This window comes from Bradyrhizobium sp. CCH5-F6, assembly GCF_001556045.1.
Lineage (GTDB): Bacteria > Pseudomonadota > Alphaproteobacteria > Rhizobiales > Xanthobacteraceae > Bradyrhizobium.
Genome location: NZ_LSIC01000130.1, coordinates 38,671 through 61,814 on the forward strand (window position 1 = coordinate 38,671; position 23,144 = coordinate 61,814).

General features: G+C 64.0%; 26 protein-coding genes, 1 tRNA gene and 1 pseudogene. 13 read left to right on the forward strand and 15 right to left on the reverse strand.

Annotated elements, in window-relative coordinates:
* The first annotated feature begins 14 nt into the window (after positions 1–14).
* Together AX729_RS24240 and AX729_RS24245 are read left to right on the forward strand one after the other, a co-directional pair.
* Positions 15–824: an SDR family NAD(P)-dependent oxidoreductase gene (locus AX729_RS24240; RefSeq protein WP_061026802.1), complete on the forward strand. Its 810-nt coding sequence runs from the start codon at positions 15–17 to the stop codon at positions 822–824.
* Positions 825–921: 97 nt separating this feature from the next.
* Complete coding sequence (locus AX729_RS24245) at positions 922–1,713, forward strand: aldolase (RefSeq protein ID WP_061026803.1); 792 nt, start codon at positions 922–924, stop codon at positions 1,711–1,713.
* 116 nt (positions 1,714–1,829) lie between these two features.
* Here AX729_RS24245 and AX729_RS24250 read toward each other — a convergent pair.
* Positions 1,830–2,953 (reverse strand): annotated as a pseudogene (locus tag AX729_RS24250) (lytic murein transglycosylase).
* A 135-nt stretch (positions 2,954–3,088) separates the two neighbouring features.
* On the opposite strand from AX729_RS24250, the gene AX729_RS24255 reads away from it, so the two are divergent.
* Together AX729_RS24255 and AX729_RS24260 are read left to right on the forward strand one after the other, a co-directional pair.
* Positions 3,089–3,346, forward strand: coding sequence for a hypothetical protein (locus tag AX729_RS24255; RefSeq protein ID WP_061026804.1), 258 nt, complete (start codon positions 3,089–3,091; stop codon positions 3,344–3,346).
* Between the two features lie 72 nt (positions 3,347–3,418).
* Positions 3,419–3,670 carry a hypothetical protein gene (locus tag AX729_RS24260; RefSeq protein ID WP_061026805.1) on the forward strand — a complete coding sequence of 84 codons (252 nt, stop codon included), beginning with the start codon at positions 3,419–3,421 and terminating at the stop codon, positions 3,668–3,670.
* A 22-nt stretch (positions 3,671–3,692) separates the two neighbouring features.
* Here the strand turns inward: AX729_RS24260 and AX729_RS24265 are convergent, their stop codons facing one another.
* Positions 3,693–4,214: a MarR family winged helix-turn-helix transcriptional regulator gene (locus AX729_RS24265; protein ID WP_061026806.1), complete on the reverse strand. Its 522-nt coding sequence runs from the start codon at positions 4,212–4,214 to the stop codon at positions 3,693–3,695.
* Between the two features lie 53 nt (positions 4,215–4,267).
* Here AX729_RS24265 and AX729_RS24270 point away from each other — a divergent pair, with 53 nt between their 5' ends.
* Together AX729_RS24270 and AX729_RS24275 are read left to right on the forward strand one after the other, a co-directional pair.
* The gene (locus tag AX729_RS24270; RefSeq protein WP_061026807.1) at positions 4,268–4,747 is read left to right on the forward strand and encodes a carboxymuconolactone decarboxylase family protein; all 480 of its coding nucleotides are present in this window, start codon (positions 4,268–4,270) and stop codon (positions 4,745–4,747) included.
* 21 nt (positions 4,748–4,768) lie between these two features.
* A complete protein-coding gene (locus AX729_RS24275; RefSeq protein ID WP_061026808.1) occupies positions 4,769–5,272 on the forward strand; it encodes a cupin domain-containing protein in 504 nt (167 codons plus the stop codon).
* A 45-nt stretch (positions 5,273–5,317) separates the two neighbouring features.
* Here AX729_RS24275 and AX729_RS24280 read toward each other — a convergent pair whose 3' ends face one another.
* The 3 genes from AX729_RS24280 to efp all read right to left on the reverse strand — a co-directional run bounded on the left by AX729_RS24280 (position 5,318) and on the right by efp (position 8,589).
* Positions 5,318–6,298, reverse strand: a complete 981-nt coding sequence (locus tag AX729_RS24280) for a DUF808 domain-containing protein (RefSeq protein ID WP_061026809.1) — start codon at positions 6,296–6,298, stop codon at positions 5,318–5,320.
* A 79-nt stretch (positions 6,299–6,377) separates the two neighbouring features.
* Entirely contained in the window at positions 6,378–7,979 is a 1,602-nt protein-coding gene (locus AX729_RS24285; protein WP_197433657.1) for a DUF4397 domain-containing protein, read from the reverse strand.
* A gap of 43 nt (positions 7,980–8,022) precedes the next feature.
* Positions 8,023–8,589 (reverse strand): elongation factor P, encoded by a 567-nt coding sequence (efp, locus tag AX729_RS24290; protein WP_028177546.1) that lies wholly within the window; start codon positions 8,587–8,589, stop codon positions 8,023–8,025.
* A gap of 162 nt (positions 8,590–8,751) precedes the next feature.
* Here efp and epmA point away from each other — a divergent pair, with 162 nt between their 5' ends.
* Genes epmA through AX729_RS24305 form a run of 3 tightly spaced genes read left to right on the forward strand, consistent with a single transcriptional unit; the run spans position 8,752 to position 11,193 of the window.
* Positions 8,752–9,804, forward strand: coding sequence for an EF-P lysine aminoacylase EpmA (gene epmA / locus AX729_RS24295; RefSeq protein ID WP_061026811.1), 1,053 nt, complete (start codon positions 8,752–8,754; stop codon positions 9,802–9,804).
* Positions 9,801–10,895, forward strand: a complete 1,095-nt coding sequence (locus AX729_RS24300) for a lysine-2,3-aminomutase-like protein (RefSeq protein ID WP_061026812.1) — start codon at positions 9,801–9,803, stop codon at positions 10,893–10,895. Before epmA ends, AX729_RS24300 begins: the two co-directional genes overlap by 4 nt.
* Before the next feature lie 43 nt (positions 10,896–10,938).
* Positions 10,939–11,193 (forward strand): hypothetical protein, encoded by a 255-nt coding sequence (locus tag AX729_RS24305; protein WP_061026813.1) that lies wholly within the window; start codon positions 10,939–10,941, stop codon positions 11,191–11,193.
* Between the two features lie 45 nt (positions 11,194–11,238).
* On the opposite strand, the gene AX729_RS24310 is transcribed toward AX729_RS24305, so the two are convergent.
* From AX729_RS24310 to AX729_RS24335, 6 genes are all read right to left on the reverse strand, one after another.
* Entirely contained in the window at positions 11,239–12,249 is a 1,011-nt protein-coding gene (locus AX729_RS24310) for a 3-deoxy-7-phosphoheptulonate synthase (protein ID WP_061026814.1), read from the reverse strand.
* A 236-nt stretch (positions 12,250–12,485) separates the two neighbouring features.
* Positions 12,486–13,064: an HdeD family acid-resistance protein gene (locus AX729_RS24315; RefSeq protein WP_061026815.1), complete on the reverse strand. Its 579-nt coding sequence runs from the start codon at positions 13,062–13,064 to the stop codon at positions 12,486–12,488.
* An 85-nt stretch (positions 13,065–13,149) separates the two neighbouring features.
* Positions 13,150–14,190 carry a PrsW family glutamic-type intramembrane protease gene (locus AX729_RS24320; RefSeq protein ID WP_061026816.1) on the reverse strand — a complete coding sequence of 347 codons (1,041 nt, stop codon included), beginning with the start codon at positions 14,188–14,190 and terminating at the stop codon, positions 13,150–13,152.
* A 537-nt stretch (positions 14,191–14,727) separates the two neighbouring features.
* Positions 14,728–14,985, reverse strand: a complete 258-nt coding sequence (locus tag AX729_RS40615; protein WP_061026817.1) for a hypothetical protein — start codon at positions 14,983–14,985, stop codon at positions 14,728–14,730.
* 199 nt (positions 14,986–15,184) lie between these two features.
* On the reverse strand, positions 15,185–15,850 hold the full coding sequence (locus tag AX729_RS24330) for a hypothetical protein (protein WP_061026818.1): 666 nt from the start codon (positions 15,848–15,850) through the stop codon (positions 15,185–15,187).
* 99 nt (positions 15,851–15,949) lie between these two features.
* A tRNA-Glu gene (locus AX729_RS24335) sits at positions 15,950–16,024 on the reverse strand.
* Positions 16,025–16,249: 225 nt separating this feature from the next.
* On the opposite strand from AX729_RS24335, the gene AX729_RS24340 reads away from it, so the two are divergent.
* The 3 genes from AX729_RS24340 to AX729_RS39935 are packed head-to-tail and all read left to right on the forward strand — an operon-like array spanning position 16,250 to position 16,979.
* Positions 16,250–16,504, forward strand: coding sequence for a PilZ domain-containing protein (locus AX729_RS24340; protein ID WP_061026819.1), 255 nt, complete (start codon positions 16,250–16,252; stop codon positions 16,502–16,504).
* A gap of 56 nt (positions 16,505–16,560) precedes the next feature.
* A complete protein-coding gene (locus AX729_RS24345; RefSeq protein ID WP_061026828.1) occupies positions 16,561–16,806 on the forward strand; it encodes a hypothetical protein in 246 nt (81 codons plus the stop codon).
* Between the two features lie 5 nt (positions 16,807–16,811).
* Positions 16,812–16,979 carry a hypothetical protein gene (locus AX729_RS39935; protein WP_061026829.1) on the forward strand — a complete coding sequence of 56 codons (168 nt, stop codon included), beginning with the start codon at positions 16,812–16,814 and terminating at the stop codon, positions 16,977–16,979.
* Between the two features lie 245 nt (positions 16,980–17,224).
* Here the strand turns inward: AX729_RS39935 and AX729_RS24355 are convergent, their stop codons facing one another.
* Both AX729_RS24355 and AX729_RS24360 read right to left on the reverse strand, forming a co-directional pair.
* Positions 17,225–17,863 carry a glutathione S-transferase family protein gene (locus AX729_RS24355; RefSeq protein ID WP_061026820.1) on the reverse strand — a complete coding sequence of 213 codons (639 nt, stop codon included), beginning with the start codon at positions 17,861–17,863 and terminating at the stop codon, positions 17,225–17,227.
* A 287-nt stretch (positions 17,864–18,150) separates the two neighbouring features.
* Positions 18,151–18,603: a VOC family protein gene (locus AX729_RS24360; protein WP_061026821.1), complete on the reverse strand. Its 453-nt coding sequence runs from the start codon at positions 18,601–18,603 to the stop codon at positions 18,151–18,153.
* A gap of 259 nt (positions 18,604–18,862) precedes the next feature.
* Here AX729_RS24360 and AX729_RS24365 point away from each other — a divergent pair, with 259 nt between their 5' ends.
* Complete coding sequence (locus tag AX729_RS24365; protein WP_061026822.1) at positions 18,863–20,572, forward strand: phospholipase D-like domain-containing protein; 1,710 nt, start codon at positions 18,863–18,865, stop codon at positions 20,570–20,572.
* Between the two features lie 189 nt (positions 20,573–20,761).
* Here AX729_RS24365 and AX729_RS24370 read toward each other — a convergent pair whose 3' ends face one another.
* Both AX729_RS24370 and AX729_RS40620 read right to left on the reverse strand, forming a co-directional pair.
* Positions 20,762–21,421, reverse strand: a complete 660-nt coding sequence (locus AX729_RS24370; protein WP_061026823.1) for an oxidoreductase — start codon at positions 21,419–21,421, stop codon at positions 20,762–20,764.
* 1,247 nt (positions 21,422–22,668) lie between these two features.
* The coding region (locus AX729_RS40620) for a DUF4238 domain-containing protein (protein WP_197433658.1) at positions 22,669–23,144 on the reverse strand (476 nt) is incomplete at its 5' end.

Below are 23,144 nucleotides of genomic sequence, written 5' to 3' on the forward strand. Positions count from 1 at the left end.
GAAAGGGAGTGAACATGGCAGGGCAGGTTGAGGGCAAGGTCGCGCTGGTGACCGGCGGCGCCTCCGGCATTGGCGAGGCCATCGTCGAGCTGTTCGCGCGCGAGGGGGCATCGGTCGTCATCACCGATATCGACGAACTGCGCGGCCCGGAGCTCGCCAAGCGTGTTGCAAAAGCCGGTGGCAAGGCGATCTTCCTGGAGCAGGACGTTACCAGCGAGGAACGCTGGATCGAGGTCGTCGCCGAGATCGCGAAGCGCTACGGCCGGCTCGACATCATGGTCTCCAATGCCGGCATCGGCATCTCCGTGCCCTCGATCGTCGACATGACGCTCGCTGACTGGCGCAAGCAGAATGCGATCAATCTCGACGGCGTGTTTCTCTCGGTCAAGCATTGCCTGCCCTTGATGCGCAAGACCGGCGGCGGATCGATCATCATGATGTCATCGCTGGCGGGCCTGCGCGGCGCGCCCGGCCTGTCGGCCTATTCGCTGACCAAGGGCGGCGTTCGGCTGTTCGCCAAATCGATCGCGATGGAGTGCGCGGCGGCGGGCGACGGCATTCGCGTCAACTCGGTTCACCCCGGCATCATCGATACCCCGATCTGGGGCAAGATCCCGACGGGGGCGACCGGCGCCGGTCAGAACGCCCCGATCGATCCGGAGGAGCGCGCCAAGGTCGTCACGCCCCTTGGCCGTGCCGGCCATGCCGCGGAGATCGCCTCCGGCGTGCTGTATCTGGCCTCCGACACCTCGCGCTACGTCACCGGCAGCGAGCTCGTCATCGACGGCGGCATGAATGCGGGCGGCGTGCCGCGGCGGGCCTGAGCGGCGCAGGGCAGGGTGGCGGTTGCAGGGGCTGACGCGCAGGCGCAGTCCCTGTAAAAGCTGGGGCAGCTCCCGACCCACAGAGGTGTCCTTCGCCATGGCGCACAGTCTTCACGCGTCCTCACCCGCGCCCCATCGTTCGAACCGACCGGACCTCGCCACCGATGCGATCCGCACTGCGCGCGAGGACCTTGCCGCGTGTTTCCGCATGGCCGCCCGCAATGGCTTTGAGGAAGGCATCTGCAACCACTTCTCGGCTGTTGTGCCTGGACATGACGATCTCTTCCTCGTCAATCCCTACGGCTATGCCTTCCGCGAGCTGACTGCGTCAAAGCTCCTGATCTGCGACTTCCACGGCAACGTGCTCGACGGCGAGGGTGTGCCGGAGGCGACCGCCTTCTACATCCATGCCGAGATGCACAAGCGCCTGCCGCGCGCCAAGGTCGCCTTCCACACCCACATGCCCTATGCGACGGCGCTGTCGATGACCGAGGGCGATCCCCTGATCTGGGCCGGCCAGACCGCGCTGAAATTCTATGGCCGCACCGCGGTGGATCGGGACTACAACGGCCTCGCGCTCGACAACCGCGAAGGTGCTCGCATCGCTTCGAGCGTCGGCGATGCCGACATCGTCTTCATGAAGCATCATGGCGTGATGGTGCTCGCCCCGACGATTGCCGAGGCCTGGGACGATCTCTACTACCTCGAACGCGCCGCCGAAGTGCAGGTGCTGGCGATGTCGACGGGACGAAAGGTGTTGCCGGTCGATCCCGCGATTGCGGCCGCGACCTACAAGCAGATGCGCGAAGGCGATGCCGAATCCGCGCGGCTGCATCTCGCCGCCATCCGCCGTCAGCTCGATGCGGAGGAGCCGCAGTACAGGCACTGAAGCAGGCTGTCATTCCGGGGCGCGCGAAGCGCGAGCCCGGAATCCATCGTGCATCAAGCCAGGCAGAAAAATGGATTCCGGGCTCGCGCTTCGCGCGCCCCGGAATGACGGATGCCTCAAGATCCCTGCCGCAGCTTCGCCAGCACCTTCAGCCCGCCATAGCCATCCGCGGGCGTGATCCCGGCACGCTGCTGAAAATCCTTCACTGCCTTCATCGTGGGAAGGGCTGGATGAAGGGCGGTGCGCCCAGGCAGCGATCGCCGAGATGGCAGATCGCGAGCGCATAGTTCATGGAAGGGTTGTAGCTCTTCACTGAGTAGAAGTTCGGTCCGAGCAGGAATGTCGGCCCGCCCGCAACCGGCGTCCACATCTGCGCGGATGCGTTCGGCTGCGGAAACGGCTGGCCGTCGGCGCGGGTCACGCCCGCCGCCTGCCACGCCGCGTAGGTCCGGCTTCCGCTCATGCTGCCGGGCGCGCGCACCTCGTAGCCCCAATGCTCGCCGCGGTGCCACTTGCCGCGATTGACGAGATATTTCGCGGTCGAGCCCAGCGCGTCGTCCGGCTTGCCGAACGGCGAAACCTTGCCGTCGCCGTCATAGTCGATGCCGACATTGAGCCAGACCTCCGGCATCCATTGCGAATGCCCCATCGCGCCCGCCCATGAGCCGCGCATCTCTTCGGGCGTGCTCCAGCCCTTGTCGACGATGCGCAGCGCGTTGATCAGCTCGGTCTCCCAATAGGCCTTGCGCCGCGGCTCGTTCCAGGCGAGCGCGGCGAGCGAGGGAAACACCGGCCTCATATGGTTCTGCTGCACCAGGGGATCGCCATAGGCGGACTCGACGCCCCACAGCGCCAGCAGCGTGCCGCGCTCGACGCCGAAATCGCGCTCGACGCGCGCAAGCAGCGCCTCGTTGTTCTTCAGCGCGATCTTGCCGTTGATGATGCGCCAGTCGGAGACGCGGCGGTTGATGTATTGCCAGAGCTGCTCGTTGAATTCCGGCTGGTTGCGCATCTGCTTGAACACGCTCATGTCCGGCTCGACCCGTCCCATCACGCGCTGCCAGGTCGAGGCCGAAATGCCTTTCGCCATCGCGCGTGCGCGAAAGCTCTCGCGCCATTCGTCGAAACCCGGGGGCGCGGCGAGAGCGCCGGGCGGGAGCGCGAGCAATGCGGCTGCACCGAGCGTCGATTGGAGCAGGGTGCGGCGCGTGGGATGAGGCGAGGAATCAGCGTGCGTCATGGGCGCATCCTAGCCGGAAACATGGCGCATGTGAGCGGGTTCCTGGAACATCAACGCGCCTGATGCAATGCCTTGTTCCGTCGGAACAAACTGTCGCAGTCCCGCATTCCCCCACACGACGGTGAGGAGGACGAAATGAAGAAGGATCTGTTTGCAGCCGCCATGGTGACAGCCCTCGCGACGCCGGCGTTCGCTGGTGAAGTGGGCGTTCATGTCGGCCCGGGCGGCGCGGGCGTGACGGTTGGCCAGTCCCACGAATATCGTGAGCGGGACCGTGATCGCGACCGCACCACGGTGATCAGGGAACGCGAGCCCACCGATCGCACCACGGTGATCAAGAAGGAAGACGAGTTCGGCAACCGCAGCAAGACCATCATTCACCACGACAACTGACGGACCAGGGCCCCGGCCATATGCCGGGGCCCGCGTTCCGCATGCAGTCTGTTCATCGAAGAGCGGGGTGGAATGAAGATACGTACGCATGCGGAAAGCCACGTCGTCGAACTCGACGACGGATCGCAATGGCAGATCTTTCCCGGTGACCTCGCGATCACGCTCGGCTGGAAGCCCGAAACCGATTTGCGGCTCGAGCACAGCGGTGAGGGGATGAGCTCGCACGTGCTGGTGAATACCACCGACCAGAGCCGCGTGCGGGTGATCGCGGCCGGCGAGACATGGTCCGACGGCGAGGTCAAGAATGCGTTGAAGGGTGGATAACATCCTTCGGGCGCGAAGGCGCCTAGCCTTCGTGCAACTCGGCCGCGATGCCGGCAAGCCACCGGCGGATCGCGGTCTCCGCCTTGCTGTCCAACCCCCGAGCGAGCCTCTTCTCCAGCTCGAGCACACGCTGTCGGCATCCATTCAAGAGAGCCGCGCCGCGCGGTGTCAGCGTCCATTGCTGGATGCGGCCATGGACCGGATGGGGCGTCATCGCGATCGCACCGTCGCGTTCGAGGTTGCGAATGATGACGCCGACGGTCTGGGGGGTCAGGAAGGTAAGGCGGGCGACGTCGGCCCCCGAGAGACCCGGATAAGCGTTGAGCATGGTCAGCACCGCGAATTGCGGTGAGGTCACGCCGAGATCGGCGAGGGTGCGTTCCATCTTCAGGCGGACCGCGGCGTGGGCCTGTCGCAGCAGATAGCCGAGATAGCCTTGCTCGCCGCGCTTGCCTTCGCCGGGGGCTGGAACACGGGCGGCGCCGGTTTCCACCGTCTTTCGCCGCGTTCGCGATTTTGCGGCGTCATTCGTCTTGCGCGACATATAAGAGCTCTTATAAGATATAAGTGCTCTTATAATAGACGAGGTGAACGGCAATGTCACACGCCCGCAGCGAGTACGAGGATTTCAAGCGGATCGCGCCCGATGCTTATGACCTGGTGCTGGCGCTGGGCCAGGTCGCGGCCAAGGCCGGGCTCGACAAGCAGCTTCTCGAGCTCGTCAAGCTGCGCGTCTCGCAGATCAATGGCTGTGCCTTCTGCGTGCAGCACCACATTCTCTTGTCCGAACGAATCGGGGTGTCCGTGGACAAGCTGAACCTCGTGGCGGTCTGGCGCGAGGCGCCGATCTTCTCGCCGCGCGAACGGGCCGCGCTGGCCTGGGCGGAGGCGCTGACCTTCTTGCCGGACGGCGTCAGCGAGGAGGTCTATGCGGAAGCTGCGCGTGAATTTTCCCAATCCGAGCTGATGTACCTGACCTCGGCAGTCGCATCGATCAACGTCTGGAATCGCTTCGGCGCCGCCTATCGCTGGACACCGGCCAAGCGGCCGGCTGCCGCAGCCGATGCCGTGTCCTGATCGGCACGAGGGGAGGTCACGATGACAGCGATGGGCTTTTCTGCCGTGCCGCGTCCGACGCCGTCGCGTTCGACGGCGCTCGCCGTCGTCGCAGGGCTTGCCTGCGCGCTTGCGATCGGCAAGGCGCTGCCGATGATGATGGACACGGTTTCGGGCGCGCTGGCCCCACTTTGCGCCACCGCGGCGGAGGGTTCGCCGCTCGACAAGGTCGAACCGATCGGCTCCTATGCGCTGCCCAACGTCCCGGGCAAGCGCGTCACCATCGTGCGCGTATCCTACGGTCCCGGCGGATTCTCGCGTCCGCATCGTCACGCAGGGTCGGTGACCGCTTACATCACCAAGGGCGAGATCCGCTCCCAGCTCGGCGGTGGTCCTGTCGAGACCTTCGGCGTCGGCCAGTCCTTCTTCGAGCCGCCGGGCTCGACGCATCTGGTCTCTGCCAATGCCAGCGCCACGGAGCCGGCGGAGTTGATTGCGGTGTTCGTGGCCGACGAGGGTGCGCAGCTCACGACGTTCCTGGAGTAGCCGCGCGTCGGGTCGGCGAGGAAGCTCGATCGGCGACCAGCCTGTTCAGGCCGATCGCCTCAACCGCTTCCATGCCGGCGAGAGCCCATATTCGACGACCGGAATCGCAAGCGCGCCGACGAGCAGTCCAACCACGCCTGAGATGGCTGCCTCGACCGACCATTCGGCGATGCCAGCAACGGATGGAAGCGCGTGCGCGGCAGCCTCGGTTGCGGCGTGGACCATGTGGCCGACTGCGGGCGGGCCGTATTTTTCGATGCCGTGCAGGATAATGCCGCCGCCGACCCAGATCATGGCGGCCGTGCCGATAGTGCTCAGCACCGCCAGGAATATGGGCATGCCGCGGACGAGCGCGCGTCCAAGCAAACGGATCGCGCCGCCAATGACCGAGGCGCCCTCGTAGCGCGCAAGAGCCAAGCCGACATCGTCCGCCTTCACGATCAGGGCGACGACGCCGTAGACGCCGACCGTGATGAAGATGGCGACGAGCGCCAGCGCCAGCGTCTGGGTCCAGATGCTGCCCACGGGGAGGGCGGCCAGCGTGATCGCCATGATCTCCGCCGACAGGATGAAATCCGTCTTGATGGCGCTCGCGACCTTCTCGTCCTCGACCGAGCGGGCGTTCAGCGCAATCGGCTGGAGCTGAGCTTCGTGGTGATGGGCATGATGCGGCAGCACCGCTTCCAGCACCTTCTCGGCACCTTCGTAGCAGAGAAAGGCTCCGCCAAGCATGAGCAGCGGCGTGACCGCGGCAGGCAGGAAATAGCCAAGCAGCAGGGCAATCGGAAGCAGAATTAGCAGTTTATTGCGCAGCGATCCGAGCGCGATCTTGCCGACGATCGGCAGCTCCCGCTTCGAGGCAAAGCCGATGACGTAGTTCGGCGTCACGGCTGCATCGTCGATGACCACGCCAGCCGCCTTTGTGCCGGCCTTGGCCGCCTGGCTCGCCACATCGTCGAGCGAGGCTGCCGCCATCTTTGCGATCCCCGCGATATCGTCGAGAAGACCGATCAGTCCGACACTCATCAAACCCTGTCCCTTCTTCGTTCGAGCCGGCGGAGCGCCCGACAAGCACGCTCCGCCCGGCATCGAAACGAGCAAGCCGTCAATTGTCCTCGCCGCCCGATCCCTCGCGCAGGTCCGGCTTGATCACGTCCCCGGGCAGCGCATGCGCCACAGGCTGCGGGCCCCCTGCGATCTCCGGGGCGATTTCGCGGCCGCGGGCGCGGATCAGGCGCTCATAGGCCGAAACCAGCGTGACGTAGGGGCTGACCCAGATCCAGCCGTCGCGGGTGAACACCTGCACGTCGAAATGCAGGTGCAGCGATGTTCCGGCGGGACGGTCGAGATAGTTCGAGACCACGCCGATCTTCTCGCCTTCGGTGACGAGGCGGCCGTTGACGAGGCCGTCGGCGTTCATCGCATGCGGATTCATGTGCATGTAGCGGAAACGGATGTGCTCGGTGCGGCTGTTGACTTGAAGTGTCGCGGCCTGGTCCCTGGCGCCGCGGATCACGATGGCGTCTCGCACTGCGACGATGGCGCGCTGCTTGGGATCGCAGGGTTCGCGGCGTTCCCCGGGCGGCGGGCAGTCGGCGGCGCGGATGTCCTCGCCCTGGTGGCCGTAGCCTCCGCCACATTGCCACACCTCGAAGCTGCGCGACTCGCAGAAATTGTCGCGCCAGGGGTAGGCGGTCGGACCTTCGCTCTTGTCGCGTTTGCCGTAGGATTGAGAGCGCACGAAAGCCGGTGCCTTCTCGAGCGGAAAGCGGATCTGCGCATAGGCCATTGGGTCGGGATGGCCGCCCTGCTTGCGGTAGCCGGTGTTCGGGATGATGTCGCCGCTCGGCCTGTAGCTGAAATCTGCCGAGCGGTCCGCCGGGCGATCGATGATGTTGGAGGCAATGTCCATCAATGGCCGCATGCGCTGGCCGCCTGCGACGCGCAGCGCCTTCAGGAAGCGCTCGGCAACCGGATAGGCCTCTTTGCAGGCGAGCCGCCGCGGCCTCGCGACGCTGTCGAGGCACTGGATCGACACCACATAGGCGACGCCGAAGCGCGTGAAGGCGTAGCGCACATAGCCTTCGCGGATGAATCTGCGCAAGTCCGGGTAGGTGGTCGCGAGCGGCTTGACCGGCTCGCTCTTGCCGCCGGCGGGATCGGCGATGTCGTAGACGAGCGCCGAGCCCGTGATCTGCACCTCGACCGGCCTTGCGAACACCCGGCTCGGCATGCCCTCGCCGGCACCGGGCTCGAACGAGAAGGTCGCGCTATAGCCGGCAGGTCCGGCATCGAACATGTCGACGGGATTGAAGTCGGCCTGGTAGCGCGACAGCGCGAGCGTTGCCGGGGCGCCGCTGCGCTCTGCCTCGAGGTACGCGGCGGCGTCAAACGGCAGCAGCACGGGTACGGGACTTCGGGCAATGCCGGTGAAGAAGCGCGAGGAAATCGCGTTGAGCTGCACCAGTGCGGGCATCGCGCGCGGATCGTAGCGCGGCACCGAACGGCGGGGTGCAAAGATGAAGTCGCCCGCGATCTGGGGGTGGCTCTTGATCTCGCCACGGAGCTGGTCGAGCGCTGCGCGCCAGTCGACGCGCAGGGCCGTGAGCGACGGGCTGCGGAATTCATCCGCAGCGAGCGGTGCGGCAATGAGCAGCGACAGCGACGCCAGAAGAAGCGAGACGAAGCGGAAACTCTTCCTGCTCACTGTCTCGCCCCCGGCGGCACCTGTTCCGATCCTCGATTGCTCGTTAGTCCTTGGCGCGCTCGGCGTAGGAGCCGTCTTCGGTCATCACCACGACGCGGGTGCCGACCGTGATGTGCGGCGGCACGGTGGTGCGAACGCCGTTGGAGAGCACCGCGGGCTTGTAGGAGGAGGAGGCGGTCTGCCCCTTGGTCACCGGCTCGGTGTCGACGACCTCCAGCGTCACTCGCTGCGGCAGCGCGATCGACACCGGGTTGGTGTCGTGCATGGACAGCTTGACGGTCATGCTCTCCTGAAGATACGCGGCCGCGTCGCCGACGACGTCTTTCGACACCTGGACCTGGTCGTAGGTTTCAGGATTCATGAAGTGGTAGCCGTCGCCGTCCTCATACAGGTAGGTGTAGTTGCGCTCTTCGATCGTGGCCTTCTCGACCTGATCGGTGGTCTTGTAGCGCTCGGAAATCTTTACCCCGTCCGAGATTCGGCGCATTTCGATCTGGCTGACCGGGGTGCCCTTGCCGGGATGGATGTTCTCGGCGCTCACGACGACATAAAGCTTGCCGTCTTGCTCGATCACGTTGCCCTTGCGAATGGAACTGGCGATGACTCTCAAAGGTGTATTTCCTGCTTGCTTGGCCCGGCTGCAGCCAGGACGTGGTCAAATTGCTGGGGGACTTGGGGCCTCAAATCGGACCTCGGCGCCCGTTTCGGGCCGCAACATACTGATTTTGCCGTTGGATGCCAGCACTTTGCTGCCGGCTGGGGCCTTCCGTTGATGGCTGGGGACAAGCCCATGTCGCCGTTCTGGTCGCCCGGCAGGCATCTTGACCGGCGGCCGTTCCTCCAGTCCAGGGCTGTGGTCACTGGAGCTTTGCGGGGCTTTTTCGCCGAACAGGGCTTCACGGAGGTCGAAACCTCGGTTCTTCAGGTCTCTCCGGGCAATGAGACCCATCTGCACGCCCCCCGGACCGAGATCATGCGGCCCGACGGCAGCAGGGTCAGCCGATACCTGCGGACCTCTCCCGAATTCGCCTGCAAGAAGCTGCTGGCGGCAGGCGAGACGCGGATTTTCGAGTTCGCCCGGGTCTTTCGGGACCGCGAGCGCGGCGACCTGCATCTGCCCGAATTCACCATGCTGGAATGGTACCGGGCAGGCGCCCCCTATGATGCCATCATGGCCGATTGTGTCGTCGTGATCGCTCGCGCGGCGGAGGCAACCGGCATCGGGGCCTTCTCCTTCCGCGGCCGGACCGCCGATCCCTTCGCCGAGCCGGAGCTCCTGACGGTCGCTGGCGCCTTCGAGCGTCTCGCCGGCATCGATCTGCTGTCGACAATCTCGGGCGGCGAGGGTAACCGTGCCGCGCTCGCCGCGGCCGCCCGCGGCAAGGTCCGTGTCGCCGAGGACGACACCTGGTCGGACATCTTCAGCAAGGTTCTGGTCGAGCATGTCGAGCCGCATCTGGGGCAGGGGCGTTTGACCATCCTGTTCGAATACCCATCCCCGGAGGCGGCGCTGGCGCGGGTGAAGCCGGACGATCCGAGGGTCGCCGAGCGATTCGAGGTCTATGCGTGCGGCGTCGAGCTCGCCAACGGCTTTGGAGAGTTGACCGATGCCGAGGAGCAGCGACGACGCTTCACGGAATCGATGACGGAGAAGCAGCGCCGCTACGGCGAAGCCTATCCGCTCGACGAGGATTTTCTGGCTGCCGTTGCCGCAATGCCGGAGGCGAGCGGCGTCGCGCTCGGCTTCGATCGGCTGGTAATGCTGGCGAGCGGCGCAACACGAGTTGATCAGGTGGTGTGGACACCGCCTGCGGATGAGAGATGACGAAGACTAATCTTGCACGCACCCTGCGCGAGCCTGCCGAGCTCGTCGCCGAGGGTCTGGCACCCGCAGCAGCGCTGCCGGCGCTCGAACGCGTTGCCGCGCGCTATGCCGTGGCGATCACGCCGGCGCTGGTCGAGCTGATCGACACGACCGATCCCGACGATCCCATCGCCCGACAATTCGTTCCGACCGCAGCCGAGCTGGATCTGAAGCCCGGCGAGAACGCCGATCCGATCGGCGACCATCCGCATTCGCCGGTTCCCGGAATCGTGCACCGCTATCCCGATCGCGTTCTGTTCAAGCTCGTCCACGTCTGCGCGGTCTATTGCCGCTTCTGCTTCCGCCGCGAGATGGTGGGGCCCGGCAAGGAGAATGCGCTCTCCGACAGCGCCTACCGCGCGGCAATCGACTACATCCGCTCGCATGGCGAGATATGGGAAGTGATCCTGACCGGCGGCGACCCCCTGATGCTGTCGCCGCGTCGCATGAGCGAGATCATGGCCGAGCTCGCTGCGATCGATCACGTCAAGATCATCCGCCTTCACACCCGCGTGCCCGTGGCCGATCCCGCGCGCGTCAGCGAGGAGATGATTGCGGCGCTGAAGGTCACGGGCGCGACCACCTGGCTTGCGGTGCACGCCAACCACGCGCGCGAACTGGCAGGGCCAGCGCGTGCTGCCTGTGCGCGGCTCGTCGATGCCGGAATTCCCCTGGTGAGCCAGTCCGTGCTGTTGCGCGGCGTCAATGACGACGTCGCCGCTCTGTCGGATTTGATGAGAGCTTTCGTCGAATGCCGGATCAAGCCCTACTATCTGCATCACGGCGATCTCGCGCCGGGCACCGCGCATTTGCGAACGACGCTGGCGCAGGGGCAGGACCTGATGCGGCAGTTGCGTGGCCGGGTGTCAGGACTGTGCCAGCCGGACTATGTCATCGACATTCCCGGTGGCGCCGGCAAAGCGCCCGCAGGGCCAAGCTACGTGCTGGCGCCGCATAATACCGCAGCCGACGCGGATGATGCCGGAGCCGAAACGCGCTATCGTATCGTGGACTATTGCGGCGACGTTCATCTATATCCGCCCGAGACCTGAGCGGAGGTTGAGAGCGCGCCGGTTTGAGCATGGAGAAGTGAAAATGAAGAAGATCATGCTGGCAGTATCGCTCGCGGTCTTGCTTGGCGACGCGGCGGTTGCGCAGACCGGTGGCTCGAAGGGTTCGACATCCGGCGGCGCCATCCCCGGATCGGTATTGCCGGCACCCGTCGGTCATCGCCAGCCGCGTGCGGCCGACGTGCCGAGCGAGAAGAACCTGAGCAATCCGAACACGCCCGCGAACAAGGAAGACGCGGAACTCGATCGCAAGATCAAGAGCATCTGCCGCGGCTGCTAGGCGGTTTGATGCGGGCAGGGCATCGCCCCGCCCGCCTTGCTTGGGCTAGGCCGATCGCTCGTGCAGCCCGGCGCGCTGGGCGTTGCGCCGGATTTCGACGGCGTCGGCGAGTTGCTCGAGCACGGTTGCCGTGGTGGGCCAGTCGATGCAGCCGTCGGTGATGCTCTGGCCGTAGGTGAGCGGCTTGCCCGGTACCACGTCCTGGCGGCCGGCGACGAGATTGCTCTCGATCATCACGCCCATGATCCGACTCTCGCCGCCCGAGATCTGGCCGGCGATGTCGGCCATCACCAGCGGCTGGTTCTCCGGCTTCTTGCTCGAATTGGCATGGCTTGCATCCACCATCACGAGCGGCGCGACGCCGGATCTGGTCAAATCATTGCAGGCGGCCGCAACGCTTGCCGCGTCGTAGTTGGGCTTGCTGCCGCCGCGCAGGATGATGTGGCAATCCTCGTTGCCCGCGGTCGAGGCGATCGCCGAACGGCCGAGCTTGGTCACCGCCATGAAATGATGCGGATGCGACGCTGATTTCACCGCGTCCGCCGCGATCCGCACATTGCCGTCGGTGCCGTTCTTGAAGCCGACCGGACAGGACAACCCCGAAGCCAACTCGCGATGGATCTGGCTCTCGGTGGTCCGCGCGCCGATTGCAGCCCAGGAGACGAGGTCGGCGATGTATTGCGGCGTCGTCATGTCGAGGAATTCGGTGCCGGCGGGCAGGCCGAGATCGTTGATCAGGCCCTTCCAGCCGACGGTGGTGCGCGGCTTCTCGAAATAGACGCGCATGACGATCTCGAGCTGGTCGGCAAGGTCTTCGCGCAGGCGTGCAAGGCGCTCGGCGTAGTCGAGCGCGGCCTTGGGATCATGCACCGAGCAGGGGCCGACCACGACCAGCAGGCGGTCGTCCTGGCCGCCCAGGATGGCGTGGATGGCGTTGCGGGCGGCCATCACCACGCGCGTCGCGGTAAGCGTGCGCGGGACCTCCCGCATCACCTCTTCCGGTGTGCTCAGCTCTTTCAGTTCACGGATACGAAGATCGTCGGTCGTGCTCAGCACGGCGGGCTCCTGTCTGTTTTAGAACCTGCCGGCAATAAAAAAAGCCGCCAGGTCTGGCGGCTTGTTCGGACGTTTGCTGCAATGTGTCAGATTGAGCGCGATCCTCCCGCCGCCAGCGAGCTGTCGTAGCTAAAGTACCAAAAATAGCTGGTGGCGACGGTAATCATGACCGGCCATATAGCGCGCCGCTGGCAGGTTGTCACCCCCCAAAGTGCGCGTCGGGGCGACGGGACACCTCAGGTGTTGTTCTTGCGTGCCGCCAGCGCCATGCCGATCAGGGTGGCGCCGCCGAACAGCAGGTTGATACCGACCAGGACGCCGATCGCCCAGTCCGCAGAGCTCGGCAATCCCGTGATCACCATGAACGAGATCGCGATGTCGACGAGGCCGGAGACAAGGAGCCACGACCAGCGGCCGCTGAGCTCGCGGCGGTGCTCCAGCGCGTACATGATGGTGGCGACGCCCTCGGCGAGGAAATAGGCGCCGAGCACGATGGTCAGCGTCAGCACGGCCTGCATCGGCCGGGCGAGCAGCAGCAGACCGGTGAGTACGGCCAGCGCGGCCGAGACCAGCGACCACCAGAAACCCGGCGTGCTGCGCGCCCAATAGGTCGCGATCAGTCCGCCGATGCCGCCGATCAGGAACATCCAGCCGAGGAAGATCGCGGTCGCAAGACTCGCGAGCGGGGGGAGCACCAACGCGGCAACGCCGAGAACCATGAGCAGGATGCCCTCGAACAGGAAGGCCTTCCAATGCGTCTTGACCGCCCGATCCATTGCGGATTGCAGCCGTGTAAATTCTTCAGGCGATGTCATGATGGTCTCGATCTCGCAAAGCCGCCCATGCGGCTCAATCCGAGCTCAATCTACTCGGTGTGGACGGTGCTTACCATCCCGCGCCTCAGCCGCCGCCGGGCGCCGAGGAAAACCCATCCGCGCTGGTGCGGATGCGGTTGCGGCCGAGAATGTAGATCGCCGATGTGACAATCAGAAGCGCGAGGCCGAGCAGGATCGAGACGAAGCCGATCGGGATCAGCGCCAGGGTCAGGTTGCGCTCGGGGTTGATCAGCCAGTGATGGATCGAGGTCAGCACGAAGGCGAGCCCGAGAAAGCCGATGCCGCCGCCGGCCAGCAGCAGCGCCCACATCCGGCGGAGCTGGCTGAGCCGCTCGCGTGCGATGTCGGTCCGCGGTGCATGGTGGCGCGCAACACGCCGAACCAGGCGGATGGCGAAAGCGATCGAGCCGAAGCCGATCAAGAGGCTCGCGGCCCCCAGCCACATCCGGAGCGTCGGGTCGAGATCGGGCATGCGTTGCAGCGTCAGCAGCGGAAAGTCGAAGGCCGAATGCAGCGCGAGCGGGGCGGCGAAGATCAACAGCCGGCTGGAAAGACGGGCCCAGTCGCGATGGTGGCGGTTCGCGCCCAATGCCGTGCCGGCGCGCGCAATCGTCAGGTAAGCGCCCGCAATGATGCCGAGCGCGCCGTGGAAGGGCACGGTCAGCACGCTTCGCAGGGCGGCCAGTGAACGCCACATCTCCGCGTGCTGGACCAGATAGGCGAGGTTCTCGTAGGCGGCGAAGCCGAGGCCGACCGCGGCGCCGTAGACCACGGTGTCCATCGGATTGGCAAAGGTCCGCCGCTTGGTCGAAGAGATCAGCACGATGGCGATCACCTTGACGGCTTCCTCGGGCAGCGCGACGCCGAAGATCGAGTGCATGGCCAAGGCGGCCCAGGGGTCGTCGGGGGCAGCGACCATCTTGGCGAAGGGGGCGCGGGCGAGGCCGAGCAGGGAAATGCTGGCCGCGCCGAGCAGGAACGCAGTCCAGACCTGGGCCGGCGGGCCGGGACGCTCTTCGGCCGCGATGACGAGCCACAGCATCAGCAGCGCCGGGGCGATGGCGGCAGTTCCAATGACGGTGGGGAGCGCTTCGATCAAATACATTGGCGCCGAAAATAGGTTCCCTTGATCCGCTTATCTACGTTCACCGATGCGACCATGTGTCATGTGCCTGCTGTCGGCTCGCTTAACGCGCGCGACGGCTTCCGTTCATCGACGCCGCGGACGAAGAAGTAGAATACAAGCGCAATCAATTGCATGACAAAAAATGCTCGTCATCCATGGCAATAGCCGCCCGCCGCGGGGCCCGGTTCAGATTGGCAAGTCCGATCAAGGAAATGCGCAGGTTTCTTCGATTCACGGCGCATGTGTCTCGGCAAGGGTCCGCGCAGGGGGCTCTCTCCAGAGTAGCGCGCTGCCGGCCGCCTTAGCTCCGCTTCGTTGTCCGCCCCCGAGGCGGTTGAGCGATCCGGCGCGCCCGGATTTGCTCCAGCTCCCAGAACGCGCGGACGAGGCACGTGCCGAGGCAGAAGACGATGAGCAGCAGCAGGAAGGCCTGATCGACGGCAGGGATGTGTATCATGGCGATGATGAAGCAACGCCCGTGCCAGGCGTTCCCGCGAGGACCGCGCTTGTCGGCCCTCAGTGCGTGGTGAACGGCGGCGGGGCGTCGGGGGCGACGTCGAAGGCGCCGAGATGGAATTCCTCGCCGACGGTCTCGTGCGGCTCGGAATGCTGCGCGAGCAGCGTGAACGCAGCCTGAGGGTATCGCTTCCAGATCTCGAGATCGCCGTCGGTGATGGTGAGCCAGCCGAACGTGTACATGTAGCGTCCGGGCTGGGTGACCCGGCCGACCCTGTCCCACGTGATCTTCTCAACTGCGATCTTGTCGACTGCCATTCGGTTCCCCGATCGCAAGTCCGCAAATGACGTCCGTCGCAAGGCCGGACCCGCAAAACTGATCCCGCAAATTTGGCCATGATAGGGCAATGATTCGTCGGGCCCATCCTCTGGCCGACTGCGGCGGCGCATATCCGCAGGGTGAATTTCCGGGGGCCTGGCGTCGCAATCTCTTCACTGCGCAAGCAGGTGGTGGCGTTCAGACCAGCCTGGACAGCACCAGCAGCGCCAGCGCGCCAACGAGCATGACGAGCTTGATCGTCGTCCAGGCCGGGCCGTCCGGGCTGATCGCCAATCCGAACCACGGACCAGCGCGCCGGATCGTCAGCGCCGCGAGCGCATCGAAGATGGCGAGCGCGAGAGCGATGCCGGCGACCGATGACCATGAGACGGCCGGTGGCATCCACGCGGCGAGCCAGTCGGGGACGGAGCTTCTCAAGGAGACGAGCAGCGCAATCCAGGTGAACCAGAATGCCGAGCCCTTCACGATGTCGGGGCCGATCGTATCGGGCTCGAACCTGATCCCGATCGCTCCGAGCGCGCTTTCGATGCGCGTGCCGTCGCTCAGGAAAAGAAACGCGCCGAGGTAGAGAGGAACGCTGGACTGGACCAGGAGCGCAATGATGCCGAACAGGACTGCGTAGCCGTAGGCATCACCGAAAACCGTCATGCCGGCCGCGAGCAGCGACGATACCTGGGGGCGCGCAGCCGCGGACTGGGGCTGCGGAAGCGATCTGGCACGCGCCATGTGCTCGAGCATCCTGGCACGCCGGTCCGGTGCATGGGGGGCCGCACGATGCATCCAGGGCGGCGGCTGCGGGGCAGCGCCGGAATGGCTTTCGGGAATGGTCTCGCGCTGCTCCATGGGCCTGTACCGGTTCCGAGCGGATATTGGTCGTAACTCGGAGGCGGGGCGTTCATGCCGCGGTTGAGGATTGTCGGCGTTGGCGGGCCATCGCGCAGCTGGCGCTCCCTAGCGGAATCGAACCGCTCTCTCCACCGTGAAAGGGTGGCGTCCTAACCGATAGACGAAGGGAGCAAACGCAGGGCCCCGCCGCTTATCGCGGCACGGCCGCTGGCCGGCCGAACAGGGCCCGGCGGCTTGCAGCGGGCGAACGTATAGTGGCCTTTGCGCTCCCGGGCAAGCCGTTCGGGAACGGACTTCCGGCTCCGGTGGACAGCGCCGGCTTCCGGATCATTCGGCGGCGATTTCAACGGTTTCTTAGGGTTCCCTGCGTAGCGCTGGACGGGGAGATTTTCGCCAATGCCTCCGCCGAAGAAGCGCGCAGCCCGAAAGCTGCTGTCGCAGCACGCCTGGATCACCCTCGACGGCGGATTCGCTGCGCGGCATTGCCTGGTCCAGGACATCTCGGACTCGGGCGCCAAGATCACGATGGACGAGGACGCGAGCCAGCTTCCGGGCGTGATCCGGATGGCGTTCGCACGGGACGCGCGCACCGGGCGGAGCTGCCAGGTGATCTGGCGCCGCGGCAAGTCGGCGGGCGTCAAGTTCATCTGATCGCGGACCCGGCCGTCCCGATGGCGCGCGGCACCGGTCCGGGCTACAAGGCGGCGATGCGCACGCCGCTCCTCATCCTGATCTCCTTGCTGGCCACGTCCGCGACCGCAGCCGAGAGCCTGCGTCTGCCGCCTGCCGAACGGCCGCAGGCGGGCAATGCCCTGCCGCTGAAGGGCACCGCCGGAAAGGCGAGGGCAGGCTCCTGTGCCTCCTACGGCCCGCGCTTCGTCATGGTCGAGGGCACCGGGACCTGCGTGAAGATCGGCGGCTCGATCAGCGTCGACACCGCCATCCGGCGCTGATGGCCATGCCGGCGGATCTGTTGCGGCTCGATATCATCGTCCCCGTGCTGATGTATTGCGCGCTGCTGTGGTGGATCGGCCGCGGGTTCAGCTGGACGGCACGGCTGGCGACCGCCGCGGTGACGCTGGTGATCATCATCGCCGTCCTGCTGGTCGAGCGCGGCTGGCGCTAAAGCGCCATGCTCGATGGCCTCAACAAAAACCGCGAAAACAACCCCATGCACAGTAGCCAAGTCACGGTAAACGCTGGGTATTTTTATCCTTAGGATTTGGCGAAGGTGCCTTTGACGCGTCGGGCAAAACAGGGGTATGATGTCATCGTTGAAAGATGCGGCCGATCGACCGCGCGGCTTGCTCCGACATCACCTCCGCTCACGCGACGACGTCCGCAAGCTGCCTCAAGCGATTGCGCCAGCGCTCACGACATCGGTGGTGCGACGAACTGTGCGAATCCGGGCCGCTCGCCGAGCTCGGCGAGCCAGCGGGCGAGGTGCGGCTGCGCCGGCCGGCTGATGCCTTCGACCCCGAGCCAGCGCCGCGCATAGGACCCGATCGCGATGTCGGCCAGCGTGAACGCATCGCCCTCGATGAAGCGGCGCGAGGAGAGCAGGCGGTCGGCGATGGCCCAGACCTCGGCGGCGGCGTCGGCATCGCGCTGCACCTGGATCATGTCGCGCTCGGCGGGCGCCGTGCGCACGATGCCCCAGAACACCGGGCGGTCGACCGGCTGCACCGTCGACAGCGTCCAGTCGAGCCAGCGGTCGACGCTGGCGCGCTGCTTCGGCGCCTCCGGATAGATCGGCGTGCCCAGGCCATGCGCGAGACAGAGATAGCGCATGATGGAGTTGGACTCCCACAGCACGAAGTCGCCCTCGACCAGCGTCGGGATCCGCGCGTTGGGGTTCATGGCGAGATACTCGGCCTCGCGCGTCCTGCCGTAACTCATGCCGGCGTCGATACGCTCGTAAGCGAGGCCGAGCTCGGTCAGGCACCACAGCACCTTCTGCACGTTGACCGAATTGGCGCGGCCCCAGATCGTGAGCTTGGTGTCAGGCATGAAGCGTCTCCCCGCATTGTCGCTTGCTGCGGGTGATAGCGGAATTCGCTGCATTGCGCGATGCGAGATTGCGGCGCGCCCCTCATGCAAAAAGCTCCGCACGAGGCGGAGCCTTCATTGCAAACTTCAACCTGACGTCAGCGGCCGAAGAACAGCCACAACAGAATGATCACGGGGATCGGCACGCCAAGCATCCACAGCAACATCCCTCTTGCCATCGTATTCTCCTCCAATCGTATCACTGGAAGATGAACGCTGGCGGCGGGCGCTTGTTCCCGCGCGCAAGCCTACCAATGACCGGTGTTGGGCATCGACAGCCAAGGCTCCTGCGGCGGCTTCGGATCGCCCTTCTGCAACAGCTCGATCGAGTGCAGGTCCGGCGAGCGGACGAAGGCCATGTTGCCGTCGCGCGGCGGCCGGTTGATGGTGACGCCGGCCTTCATCAGCTTCTCGCAGGTGGCGTAGATGTCGTCGACCTCATAGGCGAGATGGCCGAAGAAGCGGTCCTCGCCGTAGGTCTCCTCGTCCCAGTTGTAGGTGAGCTCGACCAGCGGCGCCCCGCGCGTCGGAGGCTGCTTCTTCAGCGCCTCGAGATCGTCCGACGAGCAGAGGAACACCAGCGTGAAGCGTCCCTTGTCGTTCTCGATCCGCCGCACCTCCTTCAAGCCGAAAGCATCAACATAGAACTTCAGCGCGACATCGAGATTGCGCACGCGCAGCATGGTGTGGAGGTATCGCATGGTTGTTGCTCCCTGGAACGGATGGAGGGTTTGGCGGCGGAGCCGGCGGAGGGAGGGATAGCAGGAATTCGGGAGGAGGGGCAGGGGCGGAAGCAGTGTGCGCGGAGGCGAAGCATCGCCAGGACGCAAATGGCCTTACCGGCTGTGATCCCGGGCGAGGTATCTCGACTTTGGATTGTTCTCGTGAAATGATGCACGTGTCTCGTTGAGAGATGCGACCTCCCTGCATATTGCGCAGGGGAAGAATTGGGGGCTTTCCGTGCGCGAATTTGAAGAGGGCGCCGTATTGCACGTGCGCGCAATTGCTGGACTGCACGTCGTTACGCTGGCCTGGGACTTCGCGCCGGGCCAGGAAGCCAGGAAGACCGGACTATTGGGCTTCGCCATCGAGCGCACCGAGTTCGACAAGAACGGGAATGTTCACGAGCGCTACTTCATCCGAGGGATCAAGCGCTTCAAACACAAGGATGAAGGATTGGCTCCAGGAACGCCGGTGCCGACGTCGGAGCATCCGATTCAGACATTTCAGTGGGGCGACTACACGGCGAAACCGGCGACAACCTACGAGTTCAGCGTCATCCCGGTTTACGGCAAGCCGAAACTACTCGAACTCGATGTTGCATCAGCAACCAAAATTCGTGTGAGTACGGAGGCCGAAGAGGGCGGAAAGAAGCCCGGAGAAACCACCCACGATATCTATTTCAACCGCGGTGCCGCCGGTTCTCAGGCGTTCGCGCGCAAGTTCGGCAAGACCGAGCTCGATGAAGACGATCCCAGCTCTGACGCGATGAAATGGCTTTCCCGAGGCTTGTTCGAGGCGCTCGTCAAGTTCATCGAATATCCGTCGACGCTGCCGAACCCCGATGAGTACGCCTTGCGGGCGATGCTCTACGAATTTCGCTACAAGCCGGTCGGCCTGGCGTTCAAGAAGGCGAAGAATGCCGGCGTCGACGTCGATATCCGCTACGAAGCACAAAGCTATGCAGACGAAAACGAGGAGATGATAGCTGCGGCCAGGATCAAGAGCATCTGCACGCCGCAGAAGTCACGCGCCGGGATCAGGCACAACAAATTCATCGTTCTGCTCCACAACGACGTGCCGATCGCCGTCTGGACAGGCTCGACGAACATTTCCTCGGGCGGAATCTTCGGTCATTCCAATGTCGGCCACGTCATATGGGACGGTGAGATCGCACAGAGCTTCCTCGACTATTGGGAGCGCCTCGCTGCACCGGACGTGACGCTGGCTCCCCTGAAGGAAGCGAATCTCGCCGTCGATGCGACGCCTGCCCGCCATACCTTGCCGCCGAAGGATCGCATCTTGCAGCTGTACTCGCCGCGCGACGGCAAGACCAAGCCAACGACGCTGGAGTGGTACGCGGATCTCCTCGCCGACGCCAAGCGGATGGCTTGCATAACCTTCGCCTTCAATCTGGATGACTTCTTCTACAAGGCGCTGGCAAAGGACGATGATACGCTCCGCTACTCGCTTTTCGACAAGGATCCCGGAGACGAGTTTGCCGACGAAATCAGAGTGACAGGCAACAGTGTCATGGCGCCCGGAGCCAAGCTTTCAAAGGGCGACCTCGAATTCTTCCTCGGCGAGCAACTGACGGGTTTCAACCGCAACTTCTATGTTCACGACAAGTTTCTGCTGATCGATCCCTTGAGTTCCGACCCGATCGTCGTAACTGGCACCGCCAATTTCAGCAGGTCGTCGCAGAATGCCAACGACGAGAACATGCTGGTCATCCGCGGCAACACGAGAGTCGCCGACATCTATTTCGGCGAGTTCATGCGCGTGTTCGACCACTTCTACTCGCGCTATGTCGTCAAGAAGATCAAGGAGGCAGGCAAAAGTAACCCGGACGCCGGCTTCCTCAAGGAGGACTGGAAGGAATGGGTGCCCGGTCATTTCAAGGCGGGGCAAAAGCAGCTACGGCGCGAGATATTCATGAAGGAGGATTGAGCCGCGACTGTCGGGCTTTAACGCCGCCCGGAGACGCTGCTTCGTTCCCGACCCCTCACGCCGCCTTCTCGACATCCTTCCTATTACGGTGACAGTGCACAAAAACCTGCGGGCGGCGATGTTTGACGCCGGACTCCAAGTTGCCCTCTCAGTGATTGCGTGAAGGGTGCCGGACCGACTCGGACCGCATCACGTTCGAAGCAGTGCTGCCATCTCTTTCCAATGATAGATTCGCACCTTCTCGGTTTGGTGCCGCGCGGCTTTGGCGATCGCGTGCGCGATGTCGTTCCCGGCGAGCCCGCGATACCGGTCGGCCGGGCCAACGAGCAGTGGATTGAGCACGCCCCATATCGCGATGATGAGGCGTTCACGCGGGCGGTCTTCGTCGCGCGCGCCGAGGATCATCGACGGGCGGAAAATATGCGTGTGCTCGAAATCGAGCGAGAGAATGTCCCGCTCCACCTCGCCCTTGGTCTTGAGATAGAACACGCCGGAGCCGGCGTTGGCGCCAACGGCCGTGACCAGAAATACCGACCGCGCGCCGTTCGCCCTGGCGATCTCGGCCGCCAACAGCGGATAATCATGATCGATCTTGTAGTACTCGGCCTCGTCAGGGGTATGCTTGCGCGTCGTCCCCAGCGCGATGAAGATCTCGTCTGCAACCAATTGCGGCTTGAGGACGGGCAGCGAAGCGAGATCGCCGATCAGCACCGTGAGCTTCGGATGGCTCACCGCCAGCGGCTTGCGGGTCACCGCCACAACCCGCGAATAGTCGGGACTCTCCAACAGATCGCGCAGCAAGTGCGAGCCGATGAAGCCGGTTGCGCCGAAGACAAGTGCGGTTTTCATTCAAGCCACCGTTTTGCGTTTTGCGTGATCGATTGTTGAAAGTCAGGAGGGAGTGGCGCCCGAGGTCGTGCAGGCTGCGCAATATCCGGATCGAGGTTTCCGTTACGGTACAGGCCGCGACATGGCGTGCCGACAGTGCACTCAACTGGCATTGTCGGCGGCCCGCCCGAATCCGGACAACACCTTTGGGAGCTAGTGCACTGTCACCGCAATCACAGCGGCTCTCAAAATTATCAATGAAGAGTTGTGCCATGTCCGACCATAAATTCGAGATCAGCTTTTGGGGTATCAAGATCAGCGCTCCAGGTCTGGCCGGCATCAGTGCCGCCGTCCTTGCCGTGTGTCTTTTGCTGTACCCATACTGAAAGCGAAAAAAATTCTGGGCTAGGGGCCTTCTGGACCGTCTCGTGCACCGATATGGATGACTGACGGCGGTAAAGATTCCCGCATAACGCATCGGAATTCGCCTGTCAGATCAATCACTAACTCACATAGCGAGCCACCGCGCTTTAAATGCATCTGCGATGTTGCAGTCTAACTATCTAGAATCGCTAGATTTCCACTTTATCTGTGCCAGCCTTTTTGCGCAGATTTGGCGGGATGTGTCTAAGTAAAGAAGTCCCCCTGAACGATTCGCTCTTCAAGTTTTTCAAATGGAGAGCTGCGTCATGTCGGACAAACTTCTGGTCAATCTATGGGGCGCGAGCATCAGCGCTGACGGCGTCTGGGCGATCGGGGCTGCTGTTCTGATCGTGGTGGTCATCGCCGTAGCGAGGCGAGCTTGATTAGGAGATGAGCCACGGCACCCCCCATGAAAAGCAGGCGAGGCTTTTCCACCCGCCATCCACCGTTTCGTGTTTTGGGTGGAGGGCTGAGCGGCAACTTGCAGAAGAATCTTGCCAACGCTGCAAATCAGGGCGCAATAGATTATCCCCCCAGAAAAAAAATGATTCGGGTCTCACGATCTCAATGGAGACCTGTGTCATGTCCGATCATCAGCTACGCTTTAAAGGCCCTTTCTTCGAATTTGATGCGAAGGGCTGGATGGCGATCCTCGCTGCCATCGTCATTGTTTCCCTTGTCCTATGGCTGGCACGGTAGCTCCACGGGCCTGGCTTACTGTGACTGTGCACTGAAGTCCCACAGTGCGGGGCGGCGAACACTGCCGATTTAGTGCACTGTCACCGAAAGATACATCTGTCGGCCGGAATACCCAGGAGTCGTTTCCCAAAGACGATGACTGACCATCATTCCTCGCCGCGGGCCTGCTGGAGTGCTAGCTGTCGCGCGCGGTCGGAAATAACTTGTCTGTCGGGCAGAGTACTGATGTGCTTTCGGACAAAGCGGACCGCGCTGTCGTCGAGGGCCCATACGTATTGGCGGGCCTGAGACACAACCTGCTTGTTAATCTGCAAGACCATCTTTGTGTGATCGCCCCGGGCCAGTGCCTGCAAAGCGGAGGGGTTCTCAGCGGCCGTAAAGGCGATATGGGGCGAGATGGGCAGAACGACCGCGATAGAAGTGTTCTGGAAATGCATGGGAAGGCACTGCGGCCGGTCGGAGGTTAGCAGGGCATGACGCGATCTCCATAGGTGCAGCCGCCCCCATGTCATCCGTGCCAGCCGGTTCGCGATGCCTTCAAGGTTCATCAATTGTTGGAGAAAGTTCGAAGCGGCAACAGCGCCAGCATTTGGGTCAGTCTGCGCGTCGAATTCCTCAAGGG